General features: G+C 71.4%; 18 protein-coding genes. 4 read left to right on the top strand and 14 right to left on the bottom strand.

What is annotated here, in order from left to right; translation table 11 throughout:
- On the bottom strand, positions 1-1,442 hold a 1,442-nt coding region (locus ABD355_RS13865), incomplete at its 3' end, for a glycosyltransferase (protein ID WP_344400548.1).
- A 197-nt stretch (positions 1,443-1,639) separates the two neighbouring features.
- Here ABD355_RS13865 and ABD355_RS13860 point away from each other — a divergent pair.
- Together ABD355_RS13860 and ABD355_RS13855 are read left to right on the top strand one after the other, a co-directional pair.
- Complete coding sequence (locus ABD355_RS13860) at positions 1,640-2,053, top strand: BlaI/MecI/CopY family transcriptional regulator (protein WP_344400547.1); 414 nt, start codon at positions 1,640-1,642, stop codon at positions 2,051-2,053.
- 4 nt (positions 2,054-2,057) lie between these two features.
- The gene (locus tag ABD355_RS13855; protein WP_344400546.1) at positions 2,058-3,068 is read left to right on the top strand and encodes a M56 family metallopeptidase; all 1,011 of its coding nucleotides are present in this window, start codon (positions 2,058-2,060) and stop codon (positions 3,066-3,068) included.
- Between the two features lie 11 nt (positions 3,069-3,079).
- Here ABD355_RS13855 and ABD355_RS13850 read toward each other — a convergent pair whose 3' ends face one another.
- The 4 genes from ABD355_RS13850 to ABD355_RS13835 all read right to left on the bottom strand — a co-directional run bounded on the left by ABD355_RS13850 (position 3,080) and on the right by ABD355_RS13835 (position 6,983).
- Positions 3,080-4,150 (bottom strand): DUF4037 domain-containing protein, encoded by a 1,071-nt coding sequence (locus ABD355_RS13850; RefSeq protein WP_344400545.1) that lies wholly within the window; start codon positions 4,148-4,150, stop codon positions 3,080-3,082.
- 265 nt (positions 4,151-4,415) lie between these two features.
- A complete protein-coding gene (locus ABD355_RS13845) occupies positions 4,416-4,862 on the bottom strand; it encodes a nitroreductase family deazaflavin-dependent oxidoreductase (protein WP_344400544.1) in 447 nt (148 codons plus the stop codon).
- Between the two features lie 107 nt (positions 4,863-4,969).
- Positions 4,970-5,971 carry an ABC transporter permease gene (locus tag ABD355_RS13840; protein ID WP_344400543.1) on the bottom strand — a complete coding sequence of 334 codons (1,002 nt, stop codon included), beginning with the start codon at positions 5,969-5,971 and terminating at the stop codon, positions 4,970-4,972.
- A 52-nt stretch (positions 5,972-6,023) separates the two neighbouring features.
- Entirely contained in the window at positions 6,024-6,983 is a 960-nt protein-coding gene (locus ABD355_RS13835; protein WP_344401208.1) for a substrate-binding domain-containing protein, read from the bottom strand.
- Positions 6,984-7,289: 306 nt separating this feature from the next.
- On the opposite strand from ABD355_RS13835, the gene ABD355_RS13830 reads away from it, so the two are divergent.
- Together ABD355_RS13830 and ABD355_RS13825 are read left to right on the top strand one after the other, a co-directional pair.
- A complete protein-coding gene (locus ABD355_RS13830) occupies positions 7,290-8,051 on the top strand; it encodes an ATP-binding cassette domain-containing protein (protein ID WP_344400542.1) in 762 nt (253 codons plus the stop codon).
- Between the two features lie 76 nt (positions 8,052-8,127).
- Complete coding sequence (locus ABD355_RS13825; protein ID WP_344400541.1) at positions 8,128-8,562, top strand: VOC family protein; 435 nt, start codon at positions 8,128-8,130, stop codon at positions 8,560-8,562.
- A gap of 32 nt (positions 8,563-8,594) precedes the next feature.
- On the opposite strand, the gene ABD355_RS13820 is transcribed toward ABD355_RS13825, so the two are convergent.
- The 9 genes from ABD355_RS13820 to ABD355_RS13775 form a co-directional block, all read right to left on the bottom strand.
- Positions 8,595-8,810: a hypothetical protein gene (locus ABD355_RS13820; RefSeq protein ID WP_344400540.1), complete on the bottom strand. Its 216-nt coding sequence runs from the start codon at positions 8,808-8,810 to the stop codon at positions 8,595-8,597.
- 285 nt (positions 8,811-9,095) lie between these two features.
- On the bottom strand, positions 9,096-9,842 hold the full coding sequence (locus ABD355_RS13815) for a PP2C family protein-serine/threonine phosphatase (RefSeq protein WP_344400539.1): 747 nt from the start codon (positions 9,840-9,842) through the stop codon (positions 9,096-9,098).
- 125 nt (positions 9,843-9,967) lie between these two features.
- Complete coding sequence (locus ABD355_RS13810; RefSeq protein WP_344400537.1) at positions 9,968-10,612, bottom strand: LuxR C-terminal-related transcriptional regulator; 645 nt, start codon at positions 10,610-10,612, stop codon at positions 9,968-9,970.
- A gap of 32 nt (positions 10,613-10,644) precedes the next feature.
- Positions 10,645-11,979, bottom strand: a complete 1,335-nt coding sequence (locus ABD355_RS13805; protein WP_344400536.1) for a sensor histidine kinase — start codon at positions 11,977-11,979, stop codon at positions 10,645-10,647.
- 91 nt (positions 11,980-12,070) lie between these two features.
- Positions 12,071-12,856 carry an alpha/beta fold hydrolase gene (locus ABD355_RS13800; RefSeq protein ID WP_344400535.1) on the bottom strand — a complete coding sequence of 262 codons (786 nt, stop codon included), beginning with the start codon at positions 12,854-12,856 and terminating at the stop codon, positions 12,071-12,073.
- A gap of 303 nt (positions 12,857-13,159) precedes the next feature.
- Positions 13,160-14,110, bottom strand: a complete 951-nt coding sequence (locus ABD355_RS13790) for a catechol 2,3-dioxygenase (RefSeq protein WP_344400534.1) — start codon at positions 14,108-14,110, stop codon at positions 13,160-13,162.
- Positions 14,107-15,219, bottom strand: a complete 1,113-nt coding sequence (locus ABD355_RS13785; RefSeq protein ID WP_425585734.1) for a 4-oxalomesaconate tautomerase — start codon at positions 15,217-15,219, stop codon at positions 14,107-14,109. The genes ABD355_RS13790 and ABD355_RS13785 overlap by 4 nt, the downstream gene beginning before the upstream one ends.
- A complete protein-coding gene (locus ABD355_RS13780) occupies positions 15,216-15,920 on the bottom strand; it encodes a 4-carboxy-4-hydroxy-2-oxoadipate aldolase/oxaloacetate decarboxylase (protein ID WP_344400533.1) in 705 nt (234 codons plus the stop codon). The genes ABD355_RS13785 and ABD355_RS13780 overlap by 4 nt, the downstream gene beginning before the upstream one ends.
- Complete coding sequence (locus tag ABD355_RS13775) at positions 15,917-16,666, bottom strand: PIG-L deacetylase family protein (RefSeq protein WP_344400531.1); 750 nt, start codon at positions 16,664-16,666, stop codon at positions 15,917-15,919. The genes ABD355_RS13780 and ABD355_RS13775 overlap by 4 nt, the downstream gene beginning before the upstream one ends.
- Between the last annotated feature and the right edge of the window lie 57 nt (positions 16,667-16,723).

The following is a 16,723-nucleotide window of genomic DNA, read 5'->3' as shown; positions in this document are numbered from 1 at the left end:
CCAGCAGACGCCTCAACCACCGAACCACCCCCGGCCCCCCGTGCAGCACACGGCTCAACCGCCGGACAGCTTCCTGTCCCGCGTCCGGCAGACACCTCAACCGCCGAACCACCCTCCGCCCCGTGTACGGCCCACGGGCCAACCGCCGGACGGCTTCCCGCCCCGCGTCCGGCAATAGGCCCCACCGCCGGACGGGCTCCGGTCGGGTGTCCGGCGGAAGGCCCGGTCGCTCGTCCGGCGGACGATGCAAGGGCGAGTGGGGCGCGGGCGCCGCAGGCGCGGGCTATTGCGTCTGCGGGGCCGCGGCCGGGGGTGGCGAACAGGGCGAGCCCTGTCTCGCGTTGGAGCAGGCCGCGGGGGCCGTCGATCAAGTCGCAGAGGACGGGCTTGAGTTCGGCCGGGTCCCGGATCCAGGCAGCGACGCCCGCCTCGTCGAGCGCGGCCGCGTTGGCCGGTCCGTGACCGGGTATGCAGCGGTAGCTGGCGACGGGCAGGCCTGCGGCGAAGGCCTCCAGCGAGGTCAGTCCGCCGGCGTTCTGGACGAGCACGTCGGCGGCATGCATCAGGCCGGGCATGTCGTCCACCCAGCCGTAGGCGTGCTCGATGCCGTCCTCCCGCAGCTGCCGGGCCAGCGCCTCGTTGCGGCCGCAGACCACGACCGGCACGGCCGCTCCGCAGTCCCGCAGCTCCAGCGCCATCTGCCGGACCGGGCCGACGCCCCAGGAACCCGCGACCAGCAGGGCGAGCGGGGCGGTGGCGGGCAGCCCGAACCGGGCCCGGGCGGCGCTGCGTTCGACCGCCTGCGGGGGCCGGAAGCGCGGGTCGACGACCGGCCCGCCCACCCGGACGTCGTGCGCACCGAGGGCCCGGGCCTGGGCGGCGGGCACGGCGTGGGCGGCGAGGTGGACGTCCACGCCGTCGGCCACCCACAGCGGGTGCACCGAGAAGTCGGTGAGGTAGGTGAACACCGGCACGTCGAGGCGCCCCGCCAGCCGCAGCCTGCCCAGCACCCGGCTGGCCCCGGGATAGGTGGACACGACAGCGCCGGTGTCCACGGGCAGGGCGCGCAGCATCCGGTCCTCGGCGGTACGCAGCAGCGCACGGGCCAGCGGGCCGCCACCACCGGCGCGCTCGGTGCTGTCGTAGACCCGCTGGTAGATCCAGGGCGCCCGGACGAGCATCCGGTGGTACCCGTCGCGGACGGCCCGGCCGAGCCGGGCGGGCAGCAGGTCGAGCAGGTCGTACCGGTCGACGGCGACACCGGCAGCCTGGAGCCGGCGGTGCAGCTCGTGCGCGGCACCGTCATGGCCCGCCCCGATGCTGGCGGAGACGATCACGACGCGTTCGGCCGGTGCCGTACGGCGGGGCGTCGCCGCGGGCCGCGTGCTCAGGGCGGCGGCCGCAAGGGCGCGCAGATGCACCGTACTTCCGAGGTGGGGCATGGGCTTGTTCCTCCGCAGGTGGAGTGAGGCGGCGAAACTCTACAACATGTAGTAGGTAAACTCGTACAAGTTGTAGTAGTAACTCGATGAGGCCGACCGGGCGGTCGATCCCGGCAGTCCGGACCCATGTCCTACATGTCGTAGTGGACAGGCGGATAGGCTGTGCCACCGAGCGACGAAGGACGGTGAGGTGAACAGTGCACGACCGGGAGGGCGAGGCAGCCGGCAGGCGGGCGCGCGGTGAGCTGGAGAGCGGGGTGCTCGCCACGCTGTGGGGAGCCGAGGAGCCGCTGACCGCACGGCAGGTCAGGGACCGGCTGCCCGGCGATCTCGCCTACACGACCGTGCTGACGATCCTGTCGCGGCTGTACGACAAGGGCATGCTCGTCCGGCACCGGGCAGGCCGCGGCTACGCCTACGCACCCGTCCGCGACGAGGCCTCCCACACCGCCGATCAGATGCACGCACTCCTCGAGCACGGTTCCGATCGCGAGGCGGTCCTCAGCCGCTTCGTCTCCGAACTGTCCCAGGAGGACGAGCAGTTGCTGCACCGGCTGCTGTCCGACCAGGACACCGGCCACGACTCCGGTCGCGCCGGCAAGGAGCCGTGAGCCGGTGCGGATCAGCGTCTACGTCCCCCTCCTGGTCACCGTCGTCCTCGCGGTGCTCGTCCCCGGTCCGGCACGGCGGCTGGCTCCGCGTCCGGCCGCCTGGGCGCTGGCCTGTGCAGCGCTGGTGACGGCGCTGGGCTGGCTGGGGTCGCTGGCCCTGCTGGCGTTCGCCGGTTTCGCACGCATCCCCGAGGTCGCCGCGGAGGGCCGCTGGTCGGTGTCGGCACTGAGCGCCGACGACCCGGTGTACCTCACCGTCGCGACGGCCGCGGCCCTCGCCCTGGCCGCTTCCTGCGCCGGGCTGGGGGTCGCCGCCGTACGCCAGCTGCGGCATCTGAGGTGGGCGCGGCGGGAGTGCCGGCGGCTGTCGGGCGACACCGAACTGGCGGTCCTGGACGACGCGTCACCGACCGCCTTCGCCCTGCCCGGCGCACCCGGGCGGATCGTGGTCTCCCGTGGCATGCTGCGCTGCCTCGGCGACAGCGAACGCGAGGCGCTGCTGGCTCATGAGCGGGCGCATCTGCGCGGCAGGCACCATCTCTTCCAGACCCTGTGGCGGCTCACCGCGGCCGTCAGTCCGCTGCTGCGTCCGCTGGCCGCGACGGGCGGTTTCATCCTGGAGCGCTGGGCGGACGAGGAGGCCGCCGCGCAGGTCGGCGATCGGCGGATCGTCGCGCGCTCGGTCGGCCGCGCCGCCCTCGCCTCCGCGGCGCACCCGCCCCGTACGGGCATGCTGGCGGCGGCCGGAGGCGCCGTACCGCAGCGGGTACGCGCGCTGCTCGCGCCTCCTCCGCCGCGTCGGGCGCTGCCGTTCGTCGGGGGTGCGTTGCTGCTGGCGGTGTGCTGCACCAGCCTGGCGAACGCCGCGTCCGACAGCGAGGACATGATCGAGAGCGCGAAGCGGGCGGCGTGCGCGTCGCAGATGAAGGCGGCGGGGGTGCCCGGCGAGCCGGTGCGGCAGCTTGGGCACGGGGATGAGTGGTGTTGCCCGCATGACAGGCAGCGCGGGCACTGATCGCTCGGCGGTCAGGCGGAGAGGCCCGGTCCGGCGATGTAGCGGATACGACGGTCGGTGTGGTTGCGGTCGGTGACGTCGGTGCTGTCGACGTACTGGTCGATGGCACCGACCGGGGGCAGTGCGCGCAGGGCGGGATCGCCGATGGAGGCGATCAGGGCATCGGTGAAGCGGTGGGCGTCCAGGACCAGGAACGGTCTGGTGTGGAAGTGACGGACCTTCACGTCAAGGGGTTCGGTCAGCCCGAGGCTGTTGTGCATGCCTGCGGCCAGCTCGTAAGCCGGTGAGAGGTACTGCTCGCGTTCCTGCCAGCTGCGCCCCGCCAACGCGCCCGCCAGGAGCGGGGTGAGTTCCGCGGCGCAGGGCAGTGCGGCGAAGGCGCTGCCCAACCACTTGCTGTAGGGCGGGTAGACGCGGTGCATCAGGAGGCACAGCTTCATCAGGTCGCGCACCTGCCGGGCGGCGACCACCGCGGAGCCCAGGTCGTCGCCGACCTCGCCGCAGCGCCCGACGAACGGTTCCTCCTGGGACAGGCGCATCCACTGGCAGGCCAGCACATGACGCCACACGTCATCGGGATACCAGGCGAGAGCGGCTCGGTAGGTCTCCAGCAGGCCGAGGCCGTCGTGGAAGACCGCGCCGCCGGTCAGTTCCCGCAGCAGTTGCGTCGGAATCATGAGCCACTCACGCATCGACAATCCGTGAGCCGGGTCGGCGCCGAGCTGCTCGCTGAAGAAGGCCTGCAGATGGTTGATGTGGACCCAGTGCCGGGCCGGCGCGCCGTCGGGAAAGGAAAACCGCACCGGACAGCCGCGGAACTCCTCCGGCAGCCGCCGGTCGAGCTCCGCGTCCAGGTGCTGCGCCCGGGCCCGGAAGTCCTCACCGGCGAGGAACACCTCCAGGCGCGGCCCCCAGGCGTGGTCGGTGGAACGTACGGTGTCGAAACCCTGCACCTCCGAGCCGTAGCCGATCAGCGCCGCCGAGTACGCCACGCCGTGCAGCGCGGTGTCGAGGATCGGGGCGACGACCTCCCTGTGGAACAGCTCGGCCAACTCGAGACCGGGAAGAAAACGACGCGTCACGCCCGCCACCCTGACAGAACCACGGGGAGGCCGACCAACGGTTATCGGCGCCCCCGACCCGGCTCGAACCGCACGGCCCCTGGTACGGCGGCTGCGAGGCCGGCGTCGTGCCGCTGGCACGCCCGAACAGCGGACGGCAGGGCGGCACCGGGGTCATCTCTCCATGGGCGCGCGCGGCCGTATGCGCGGGGGGCCGCACGCGACGCTCGACGCGGTGCGCGACACGGGCAACGGGCGGGTCTGCCCGGAGCAGGTCGAAGTCGAATCAGTCCCGCGGTGTGAGCAGGACGATCGGGATTTCGCGGTCGGTCTTCTGGGCGTACTCGTCGTACAGCGGGAAGATGCGCGCCATCCGGGGCCACAGAAGCTCACGTTCGGCCGGGGAGGCGACCCGGGCGTGAGCGGTGAAACGGCGGCTGCCGACCTGGACTCCGACGCTCGGGTCCGCCCGGAGGTTCTTGAACCACGCCGGATGGTCGTCGGCTCCGCCTTTGGAGGCGACCACGACGAAGTCCTCGCCCGCGGTGCCGTAGATCAGGCACGTGCGGCGCGGAATGCCGGTCCGGCGTCCGGTCGTGGCGAGCACGAGCGTGTGGACGCCGTTCGACTCGTGTCCCTCCGAGCCTCCCGAGGCCAGATATGTACGGGTCTGCTCAGCGACCCAGTCCCATTGCGAGTCGGTGGCGCGGTCGAGGTCATCGGCGACGGCCATGACGGACGGTCCTCTCTGGAGCGGAAATCCGGCACCCCTGGGACGGAGCCGGCGCACGGTTCTCGACACGACCCCGAGCCCGGTCGCTGAACGGTGGCGCGTCGGCGTCAGCGGGCGGATCCCCTGCGCAGGACCTTGTCGACGGCGACCGTGACGACGACCAGCGTCCCGGTGGCGACGTCCTGGTAGAGGCTGTCGATGCCCGCCTGGGTGAGGCCGGAGCGGAGCACGGTGACGATGAGTGTTCCGATGAGCGTGCCCGCGACGCTTCCCCGGCCGCCGAAGAGGCTGGTCCCGCCGATGACGACGGCCGTGATGCTCTCCAGATTCGCCGTCTGGTAGGAGTTCGGGTCGGCGTTGGGGATACGGCCGAGGGCCTGCCAGGCGGCGATGCCGTAGAGAAGGCCGGCGGTGACGTAGACCGACAGGACCGTGCGCTGCACGTTGATGCCGGTCAGGCGGGCGGACTCGGGGGCGTTGCCGACGGCGTAGATGTGCCGCCCCCAGGCCGTCTTGGCGAGCCCGTACCAGAAGAACACGTACAGGCCCACGAGCAGGAACGTCCCCCAGGTGACGAGGACGCTGCCGACGTGGACTCCGTTGCCCCAGAAGACGAGCAGGTCGTCGGTGACCGGGAAGCTGCGGGAGTTGGAGTAGAGCCTGGCCACGGCGTAGATGACGGTCAGCGCGCCCAGCGTCACGATGAAGGGAGGCAGGCCCAGGCGGGCCACGAGCAGGCCGTTGACCAGCCCGAGGACGGTCGCCGTGAGCAGGCCGAGCAACAGCGCCCCCGCGGGGCCGTGCCCCTCGAAGACGAGTTTGGCCATGACGAGCGTGCCGAGGACCGCGATGGCCCCGTTCGCCAGGTCGATGCCCGCCGTGAGGATGATCAGGGTCTGGCCCAGTGCCAGCGTGCCGGTCACGATGGACTGCTGGAGTACCAGGGCGAGGTTCTCGGGCGTCAGGAACGTGTCCGTCGCGACCGAGAAGACCAGTACGGCGACGGCCAGGGCCGCGAGGGGGCCGACGGTCGGGGTGCGCAGGGCGTACCGCAGTGCGTCCCGCAGCGCGGTGCCCGGCTCACCGTCGGTGGCGGCGCTGGTGGTCACGGGTGATCTCATGATCCGTTACTGATCCCTTCGCCCGGTCGGCGCCCGCAGGTCACCCCCAGCAGTGCCGGAGTCCCCAGCCCGTGTCGCGGGACGCCAGCCCGTGCACCGGCCTGTCGGTGATGAGTTGTGTGCCCGTGTCCGTGAAGCCGGACGGTTTCTTCCCGTGCCTGACGAAGTCGGTGACCGCGGCCACGCCCAGGTCGGCCATCCTGACCGGGAACTGCATGACGGTGGCCGCGTACTTGCCGGACCTGACGTCGCGCACGCCCTCGCATCCGCCGTCGATGGAGCCGACGGTCACCCGCCCGTCGAGACCGCGTGCCGCGAGGGCCGTGTAGGCGCCGTCGGCCACCGGTTCGTTGATGGTGTACACCGAGTTCACGTCGCTGGTGCGCTGCAGCAGGTTCTCCATCGCGGTCTGCCCACGGTTGCGGTCGCCGTTGGTGATCGCCCGTCCGCGGATCGCCGGTGAGTCGTCCTTGATCCCGAAGCCGCTGAGGAAGCCGTCGTGGCGCTGTTGGCTGACCGTGGAACCCTCCGTGCCGTCGAGCATGAACAGCTTGGGTGCCCGGCGGCCGAGCACAGCCCTGACATAGGCGCCCTGGAGGCGTCCGGCCTTGAAGTTGTCGGTCGCGAACGTGGCCGCCGCCGCGTTCTCCGGGTCCGTCGCGGTGTCCAGCGCGATCACCAGGATGCCCTGCCGGCGGGCCTCGGCGATGGCGCCCAGGATCCCCGTCGTGTTCGACGGTGTGATCATGATGCCCCGCACATGGCGGGCGATGAGGCTCTCCACCGCGTTGACCTGGCCCTCGTTGTCGCCGTCGAACTTGCCGGACAGGGCGATGAGCTCGGCGCCCTTCTTCTTCGCCGCGGCCTGGGCCGCCTCGCGCAGGGCCACGAAGAACGGATTGGTCTCCGTCTTGGTCACCAGACCGATCGTGACCTTCCCCGTCCCCTGGCCACCCGTGGAGGTCTGATTTCCGCCGCAGGCCGCGGCGCCGAGCAGCATGGCTGACACCAGGAGGAGCGTCGGCCCCGCGCGCGAACTCCGTGGCCGACCGCGCCTGCGGACGGTGCAGTGGTGTGCCATCGGTGACACCCTCCTCCAACCATGTCCAGTTTGTTCATACATATCGCACTGTGTCGCTTCAGTCTCCTCTTAGGGCGGGCGCGGCTGGACGCACCCTTCGAACAGATTCCTGCGCTCTGCATTGCATACGTCCGGATCGGGACGAAAGATGGTGATCGGAACAGGCCGGGGTTCCACCGGGGCCGTGCGGCGTCACCGCGGTCGCGCGGAGAAGGCGAGGTGCGCGTGACTGGGCCGCCGCTGCTCGCGCTGCACGGAATCTCCAAGCGGTTCGGCGCCGTCCAAGCCCTCAAGGATGTCGACCTGGAGGTCCACAAGGGCCAGGTCGTCGCCCTTCTGGGTGACAACGGTGCCGGCAAGTCCACCCTGATCAGGGTCATCTCGGGGGTGGACCCCCCCGACAAGGGCGTGATCGAGTGGGAGGGGCGGGCCGTCCAGATCAGGACTCCCCGGATCGCCCAGCGCCTGGGCATCGCGACCGTGTACCAGGACCTGGCACTGTGCGACGACCTCGATGTCGCCGCGAACCTCTTCCTGGGGCGGGAGCGGCGGTGCTCCGGTGCCCGCGGCCGCCTGTTCCGGTCGATGGACGACAGCGGGATGCGCAGGGAGGCGCGCGGGCAGCTCGACACGCTGGGCATCCGCGTCCCCGACCTGCGTGCCCCGGTCGCCTCACTGTCCGCGGGCCAGCGGCAGACCGTCGCGATCTCCCGCGCGCTCCTCGGCCGGCCCAAGGCCGTCCTCCTGGACGAGCCCACCGCGGCGCTCGGCATCGCACAGGCCAGTCACGTCCTCGACCTGGTCGAGGAGCTCCGCGAGCAGGGCATCGGAGTGATCCTCATCAGTCACAACCTGGGAGACGTCAAGGCGGTCGCGGACGAGGCGGCGGTTCTGCGGCTCGGCTGCAACAACGGCTTCTTCCATGTGCCGACCTCCCCGCAGGACCGGATCTTCTCCGCCATCGTCGGCGCCACGAGCAACTCCTGACGCCCTCTCACCCGTCCTCCGCCCGCCTGCGGACCCGACGGGACGAGCAGATGATCACCCCTGCTATGGTGCGCCGATGTCATCGGTCAAGCAGTTCCAGGTCACCTTCGACTGTGCGGAACCCGAGCGCGTCGCTCGCTTCTGGTGCGAGGTTCTGGGGTACGTGGTCCCGCCGCCGCCCGAGGGGTTCGCCACGTGGGACGACTTCGACCGCTCGCTGCCGCCCGAGCGTCGGGGTGCCGCGTTTGCCTGCATGGATCCCACGGGGGTCGGCCCGCGCATGTACTTCCAGCGCGTCCCCGAGGGCAAGGTCGTCAAGAATCGCGTGCACCTCTGCGTACGGGCCGGTACCGGACTCGTGGGCGAGGAGCGCCTCGCCACCCTCGAGGCGGAGTGTGCACGGCTGGTCGCGCTCGGTGCGGCACGCGTGCGTCTGCTGCGCGCCGACGGCGTCAACGAGTCCTGCATCGTGATGCAGGACATCGAGGGCAACGAGTTCTGTCTCGACTGAGTGGCCGCTCGGCGTCTGCCGGGCGGTGGCTGCTAGTCGGTCCCGCTGTGCAGGATGCGGCGGGCCGCTTCGGCCTCTGCCGCCGGCGGTGACAGTTCGTCGAGGGTGTCGAGTTCGTCGTCCGCTTCGAGTTCCTGTTCCCAGGCCGCCGCAAGGCGTTCTTGTTCCTGGCGTGGCTTGGCGCCGACGGCCTCGCGCTGCTCGGGGCCCAGGGCTGCCAGGAATCGTCCGACCGGGTCCGTGCGCATACCGTGCTCCTTGCCGCAGGAAGAGATGCCCCCTGTCCCAGCATGACGGAACGTTGCCCCGTCGGCCGCCCGGCATTGCTCAAGGGCGGCGAGGGGCCGACGTGGCGTGCTTCATGGCGATGCGGGGCACCCGCCCAAGTCGGCCCACCCGTCCTGCTGCCCGGCGAATTCCTGTCCCCACCGGGGCAGCGGTTCCTCCGGCACCACCAGGTCATGACCGAGTTTCTGCCCCTGGTACGTCTCGAATGCGCCGTCGCCGGTCGTCTGGTGGATCATCCACAGGGATCATCGGTCGTCCGCGGCCCGTACCACCGCCAGCGTGATGTTGTCCGGCCCGCCCGCCGCGATCGCCGCCTTCCACAGCTCGAAGGCCGCCCTGCCGTCGTCGTGGTCTGTGAGCACCTCCTCGATGACGTCCGTCGTCAGCGGGTCGGTCAGGCCGTCCGTGCAGACGAGGTAGCGGTCGCCGGGTGAGAGGGGCTCCGTCGTCACATGGGGGCTGATGGCCCGGTAGTCGGGACTGCCGCCCAGGCACTGGGTGACCAGGGACGTGGTGCGCCGACCGGGGGCGAGCGGCGGGCTGTCGTCGGTGCTCACCTGGCGCAGGCCGTCACGGGAGGCGGCAAGGACCCGGCTGTCGCCCACGTTGAAGACCAGCAGCGAGCCGGGTCGTACGACGATGCCGGCCACGGTCGTTCCCATGGCGGTGAGCTCGCTGCCCTCTGCTGCGGCCTGGTACACGGCACGGTTGCAGGCGTGCAGGGCGGCGCGGACGGCGTCCTCGTCGTCCAGGGCAGGGCCGATGGACGCGATCCGGCGGGCGACCAGGGCGCTGGCAACGTCGCCGCCGGGATGTCCGCCGAGCCCGTCCGCGACGGCGACGACCAGGGGCGTTCCGAGAGGGAAGACCAGGGTCTGCGGGCTCTCGGTCACGGTGGCGCACAGGGTCCACGGTCCTACGACGAGGCTGTCCTCGTTCCGCTCGCGCAGCAGCCCGGGATGGCTCACCGCGCTCACTGCGACGTACGGCATGGAGCGTCACCGCCTTCCCGCACCAGACGCACCAGGACGCACCACTGGAGGGCTCGCTTCCGCTGCAAGTCTAGGAGCGGTTCAGCGTTTCTGCTGGTCAGCAGTCCTCTGCCGACGTCAGCCGCTCATGCGCCCAGGTAGCGAAGCACCGCCAGCACCCGCCGGTTCCCGTCCTGCGAGGCGGCAAGGCCGAACTTGCCGAAGACGGCGGCCACATGTTTCTCCACCGTGCCGGCCGACACCACGAGGGTCTGCGCGATCGCGGCGTTCGACCTGCCCTGCGCCATCAGCGCCAGCACCTCGCGCTCGCGTGCCGTCAGTGTTTCGAGGTCCTCGCCCCGACGGCCGGCGCCGGCGAGCTGGGTGACGACCTCGGGGTCGAGGGCGGTCCCGCCGGCCGCCACCCGGGTCAGGGCGTCGGTGAACTCGGCCACGTTCGCGACCCGGTCCTTGAGCAGATAGCCGACGCCGGCCGAACCCTCGGCCAGCAGTCTCGTCGCGTACTTCGTCTCGATGTACTGGGAGAACAGCAGCACCCCGGTCCCGGGATACTCCCGCCGGATGTCGATGGCGGCGCGCAGGCCCTCGTCCGTGTGGGTGGGCGGCATACGGATGTCGACGACGCCGACGTCCGGCCGGTGTGCGGCGACGGCCGCCCGCAGCCCCTCGGCGTCGCCCACGGCGGCGGCCACCTCGTGGCCGCGCTCGGTGAGCATCAGGGCCAGCAACTCCCGCAGGACGGCGGCGTCCTCGGCGATCACGACACGCATACCGGAATGCTCCCTCACCTCTGGCCGCCCGCTCACGCGTGCAGCGGCAGTACGACCGTCACCGCCGTCGGCCCGCCCTCCGGGCTGCTGACGTGCATGGTGCCGTCGACCGTGCGTACCCGCTGCAGCAGACCCGTCAGACCGCTGCCCGCACCGGGCGCCGCGCCCCCGCGCCCGTCGTCGGTCACACACAGCCGCAGCAGGCCCTTGTCCTGGGTGACACGCAGGACCGCCCGCCGGGCACCGCTGTGCTTGATGACGTTGGTGAGCAGTTCGGCGGCGCAGAAGTAGGCGATGGCCTCGATCGCCGGAGTGGGCCGCCGAGGGACGTCGACGGCCAGTTCCACGGGTACGGTGCTGCGGGCGGCCAGCGTGGTGAGTGCGTCGGGCAGGCCGTCGTCCAGTACGGGCGGGTGGATGCCGCGGGCCAGGTCGCGCAGCTCGCTGAGGGCTTCGGTGGCGTTGGTGTGCGCGGTCTCGATCAGTCGGCGCAGCCGCCCGGGGTCGGCGACCGGTTCGCCCTCCGCGCCCAGCCCCTCCCTCGCCATGTCGAGGCTCATGGCCAGCGCGACGAGCCGCACCTGCGCCCCGTCGTGCAGGTCCCGCTCCAGCCGGCGCAGCAGCGCCACGGAGTCGTCGACGGCCAGGGCTCGGGTCTCCTCCAAGTTCCTTACCCGCTGGGCGAGTTCGCCCGGCCCCAGCAGGGCACGCACCAGCCAGCGGTCCACGGCGACGATGCCGCGGGTGACCCACGGTGCCGCGAGCAGCGTGACCGCACCGATCGCGGCGGCCACGAAGGTCTCCGCGAAGGCGGTGCTGTGCGGGGCACCACCGCCGACCGGCACGGGCGTGATGGTCGGCATGCCTTCCCCGCCGGGGTGCGGACGCTGCCCGAAGGCCCACCGGATCGGGGCGGACAGATCGAGCAGGCCGGTCAGCCACCAGCCCACGGCATACAACTGCAAGGCGGCAACGGGCAGTTTGACCAATGTGTACGCCACCGAGCGCCATCCGGCGGCGTCCCGTAACCGCGCGTCGAGCCGCGCGAACGCCTTGCCCGTGGGCCGCAGCGCCGGCGGCACCGCCACCCGCTCCCCCAGCAGGCCCGCCGCCAGCCGACGATGCACGGCGGCGAAGGCACGGGCGAGCCCGGTCGAGCCGACGACGAGCAGCAGCCCGAGCACGGCACCGACGAGGGAGACGGTGAACCCGGCACCGAGGGCAAGCACGACGAGCACGAGTACGAACCCGACAAGGGCGACCGGAAACCCGACCAGGCAGTAGGCGGCCTCGGCCCAGGCCTGAGCCGTGAACGGCGCCCGCAGCACGGCCCGCAGCCGAGCCGCCCCCGTATGTGTGTCCTGCATGGCCCCAGTGTCCCGTCCATCTGTCCGCCCCACCCCGAACACGGCAGCCAGACAGAAACACAGCACCGCCAAGCCCCCAGGGGAGCGGGCTTCAGCGCGTCCCGGTGGCCGCGTCCAGGATCACGTCGGCGACCCGTGCGGGCTGTTCGACCAGTACGAGGTGCCCGGCGTCGGGGACGGTGACCGTCCGGATCTGCGGGCAGGCCTCCAGGCCACGCCGCTCGACGTCGGTGAGGCCGATCTCGTCGTGGTCGCCACGCACCACCCAGGCCGGGACGGCGGCCTCGCACAGCCGTGGGACCAGTGCCGGATACCGGTCCAGGTACTCGTAGTAGCGCCGCACGATGCGGCGGCAGGTGGCCGGGTCGTTGTGGGCCATGTCCGCAGCCAGCGCCTCGGCCCGGTGTGCGGGCATTTCGCGTTTCATGGCCTTGGGCAGCATCTTCAGCATGGCGGTCCAGGCCGCGATGCCGACTCCGGGCATCCGCCCCACGGTGTTCATCACCGCCAGGAACTTGGCCTCGTCCCCGCGCGAGAAGGTCGGCGAGAGCAGCACCAGCGGCCCGTGGAACAGGCCTGCCGCCGCCATCTCGATCACGACGTTGGCGCCGAGGCTGTGCCCGACGGCCACGTCGCAGCCCGCTTCGGCGGCGAAGTCCGCCATCATCCGGGCGTAGTGCTCCATGGTCACGTCCTCGGGGGCCGTGGTCCCGCCGAATCCGGGCATGGTGACGGCGACCAGCCCCAGTTCTGCCAGCGCCGGTTCGGCCATCACGTCCGCGTAGAACTCGGTCGAGCACAGCCCGCCCGGAATCATCAGCACCCGGTGCGGCGCCTGCTCCGGCCCCGTACGGCGGACATCCCACTGCTCGCTCATACTCCGAGCCTGACGCCGGACGCCCGCCCCCGCATCCGCTGCGGCGGCCGGCGCCCGTCAGCGGGCGGTGACCAGCTCCTGGCCGGCCGCGGCGGCAGCTCGACGTCGTAGCGCGCGGCGAGCGCCTTCGCCTCTTCACCTCGTCCCCTTGGCGACGAGGAATGGTGCGCGGTCATGAGCATGCCGATAACGCGGGCGCCGCGGCCGCGTGGAGCGTCGTCGCAGACCATGCTTGCCGATCGCGGTGGGCAGCAGACCGCCGAGGCCGACGCCCGCCAAGGTCCGGCCAAGGCCGAAGGGCCGTCAGGCAACCGGTGGCGTCCCGTGCGTGTGGAACGACTCGATGGTCTTGAGCCCCCAGGCCTGCCCCTTCTTCCGCTCCTCCTCGGTCCAGGTGATCAGTGGCCAGTCGGGCGCGAGCACGAGGCGGGTGAGCGGGTTGCACAGCTCGATGCGGTTGCCGCCCGGCTCGTAGACGTACAGGAAGAAGGTCTGCTGGATGGCGTGCTTGTGCGGGCCGGTCTCGATGAACACGCCGGTGTCGATGGCGAGATCGGCGGCGCGCAGGATGTCCTCGCGGGTGTCGGTCGCGAAGGCGATGTGATGCAGCCGCCCGGTGGAGCCGGTCCAGTCCTCGGTGTAGACGACGTCGTACGACTTGTTCGTGTACGTCAGCCAACGCGCCGCGATCCGGCCGGAGTCGAGCCGGATCTGCTCGGTCGGGCGTGCCCCCAGCACGTGTTGGTGGAACTCGGCATTGGCGAGCACGTCGGCCGCGAGGAAGTTGATGTGGTCCAGTCGCCGCACCCCGACGCCCCGGTTGGGCTTGGCCTGCGGCTGGTTCTTGAGTGCGGGCCTGAGTTCCTCGGGGGCCCGGTAGTGCTCGCTCTCCCAGTACAGGGCGTGCTCGTGGCCGTCCGGGTCGGTGGTCGAGTAGAGCCTGCCGAGGCCGGGTTCGTCCTCGACCCACTTGCCGGAGCCGCCCGCCTCCTCGATCGCTTCGATACGGCGATGGAGGGCCCCCTCGCTTGAGGCGCGCAGGGCGAGCCGGCCGAGGCCGGGCTGTTCGCGGGCGGTGAGGACCAGGCTGTGGTGCTCGTAGTCGTCGAAGGTCCGCAGATAGACCGTGTCGCCGTCCTGGCCGTTGACCGTGAGGCCGAGGTAGTCGGTGAAGAAGGCGACGCTGGCGTCCAGGTCCGGGGTGAAGAGCTGGGCGTGGCCGATGTGGGCGATGTCGCCGAGCGGCGGGGTCATCGGTGACCTCCTTCGGGCTCTGGGGAGATGGGTGCCGTCTCGGCGGACCGTGGGAAGACGGTGCCGTCGAAGATCTTGCGGGCCGTGCGGACCACGGCGGTACGGCGGGCGGCGGGCAGTCCGTCGGGACCGGTGGTGAGGCTGCTTTCGATGTCCAGGAACCCGGTGGGGTGTTCGATACGGATACGGTCGTTGCCGGCATCCAGCTGTGCGAGCTCCGCGCCCACCCCGCCCTCGATCCGCAGGCCGGCGGCCACACTGGCGGCGCCGAGCACACCGATCGACGTATGGCAGCGCACCGGGATGAAGGTGCGGGTGGAGATCGCGCCGCCGTCCCGGGGCGGGGCCAGGAGGGTGAGCTTGGGCACGGTGGTGTCCGAGACATCACCCAGGCCCATCAACCGGCCTGCTTCCAGGCGGATCTCATGCAGCCGGTCGGCGAGCGCGAGGTCCTCCTCCAGACCCTTGGGCGACTCGTAGCCGCTGACCTTGAGGGACGAGGCCGCGACGAGCACCGTCGGCATGCCGTTGTCCACGCAGGTCACAGGGATGCCGTCGATGTCGTCCCGGACCTTTCCGGTGGGCAGCAGCTTCCCTGCCCCGGCGGGGAATTCGATGACCACGGGGGCGGCCGTCCCCGGCACGCCCGAGATCTCGGCGTCCCCCGTGTAGTCGACGCGACCGCCGGGGGTCGGGAAGGTCGCCACGGCGAAGTCCCCGGAGTTGACCATGCGAATGCGGACGGAGGTCTCCTCCTCCCCCGCCGCCACAACCCCGCGCTCAACGGCGAACGGGCCGATGCCGGCGAGGATGTTGCCGCAGTTCTGACTGTCACTCACCTCTGCTCGGCCAACGGCGACTTGGAGGAAGAGGTAGTCGACGTCGGCGCGCGGATCGGCCGAGACGGACACCACGGCCACCTTGCTGGTGAGCGGATGTGCGCCGCCGAGCCCGTCGATCTGCCGCTCGTCGGGGCTGCCCATGATGCGCAGCAACAGCTCGTCGCGCAGGGCGGGTTCCGCGGGGAGGTCGTCGGCGAGGAAGTAGGCGCCCTTGGAGGTGCCGCCCCGCATCAGCAGACAGCGGACCCCCTCGGGACCACCGGTCACGGCCGCTCCCCCGCGTACTCCTCGTACGTCCGGTACTCGACGCCGAGCCGCTTGAGCGTGTCCCTCAACCCGTAGCGGTCCAGGCCGAGTTGGCCGCCGAGGAAGGCGGCGCGGGTGGCGGCCTCCTTGGTCTCGCGGGCCTCCGCCTTCTCCGCCGTCTCCCGGGCGCGTTCACGGGGTACTACGACAACCCCGTCGTCGTCGGCGAGGATCACGTCGCCGGGGCGGATCACCTGGCCGTCGACGGCGATCGGCACATTGACCGAACCGCCGGTGGCCTTGACCGTGCCCTGCGAGGAGACGGCCCGGGACCAGGCGGCGAAGCCCATGTCCCGCAACTCCTGGGTGTCGCGGATTCCCGTGCCGAGGACGACACCGCGCACGCCGCGCTGCTTCAGGGCGGTCGCGAACAGCTCGCCGAACAGACCGTCCGTGCAGGGCGAGGTGGTGGTGACGACCAGGATGTCGCCCTCGCCGCACTGCTCGACGGCCGCGTGGATCATGAGGTTGTCGCCGGGCCAGCCGATCACGGTGACGGCCGTACCGGCGACTCGTACACCCTGCTGGATCGGGCGGATGTCCGGTCCGAGGAGGCCGGTGCGGCCCATCGCCTCGCTGACCGTGGCCACGCCGAAGCCTCCCAGCGCCTCGACGTCCTTCGCAGCGGCCTTCGGCGGGTTGGTGACGATCACACCGCTCATGCCAGCTCCTTCGTGATCTGCGGGAACGGCCGCATGTACGCCTCGGCCATGGTGTCGTGCGCAAGACCCAGGTTCGGGCCGGCGTTCCGTTTGAGCTGGACGCCCCGGCGGACGGCGAGGTCCGTGTAGTACGCCCACAGGTGCTGCTGGGCGGCCAGGCACTCCATGGCCTTGCGCTTGGTGTCCCACACCTCGGTGATGTCGAGGAGCACCTCGGGCCTGAAGCCGCTCATCTCGGGCTGGTGCGGCTCGAAGTAGAAGACGGGCGGGGCGCCGATGATGTCGCCCTCGCCCGGGTAGCCGACGGCCTGGGCGAGGATGCGGGCCTGAAGCGCCATACGGTTGGCGGCCGGGTGGTCGCCGTTGTACGGGTCCTCGACCGGGTGGGTGAGGACCACGTCCGGCTGGGTCTCGCGGTAGACGGCGACGACTTTGTCGGTCAGCTCGGCGGTGGGGATGAGCGGGTAGTCGCCGGCGTCGAAGAAGCGGACCTCGGCGCCGAGCGTGGCGGCGGCACGCTCGGCCTCGTCCTTGCGTATCGCCTTGATCTCGTCGAGCTTCCTGCCCTCGCGCCACGCCTTGGCGGACTCCCCGCGCTCACCGAAGGTCAGACAGGCGATGGTGACCTTCTCCCCGCGGGCGGCGGCCAGGGCGATGGCGCCGCCCGCCCGCCACACGAAGTCCCCGGCATGCGCCGTGACGACGAGGGTGGACCGTGGGGAGGCGGGCGCGTTGGCCTGGGTCATGCTGCAATCTCCCAATGTCTTGGTGACAGGTGGGCGCCCGCCCCTTCCAGCGGCTCT

The sequence above is a fragment of the Streptomyces longisporus genome, assembly GCF_039532765.1.
In the GTDB taxonomy this organism is placed as follows: Bacteria; Actinomycetota; Actinomycetes; order Streptomycetales; family Streptomycetaceae; genus Streptomyces; species Streptomyces longisporus.
The sequence above is the reverse complement of the archived record's forward strand: the minus strand, read 5'-3'. Positions and strand labels throughout refer to the sequence as shown.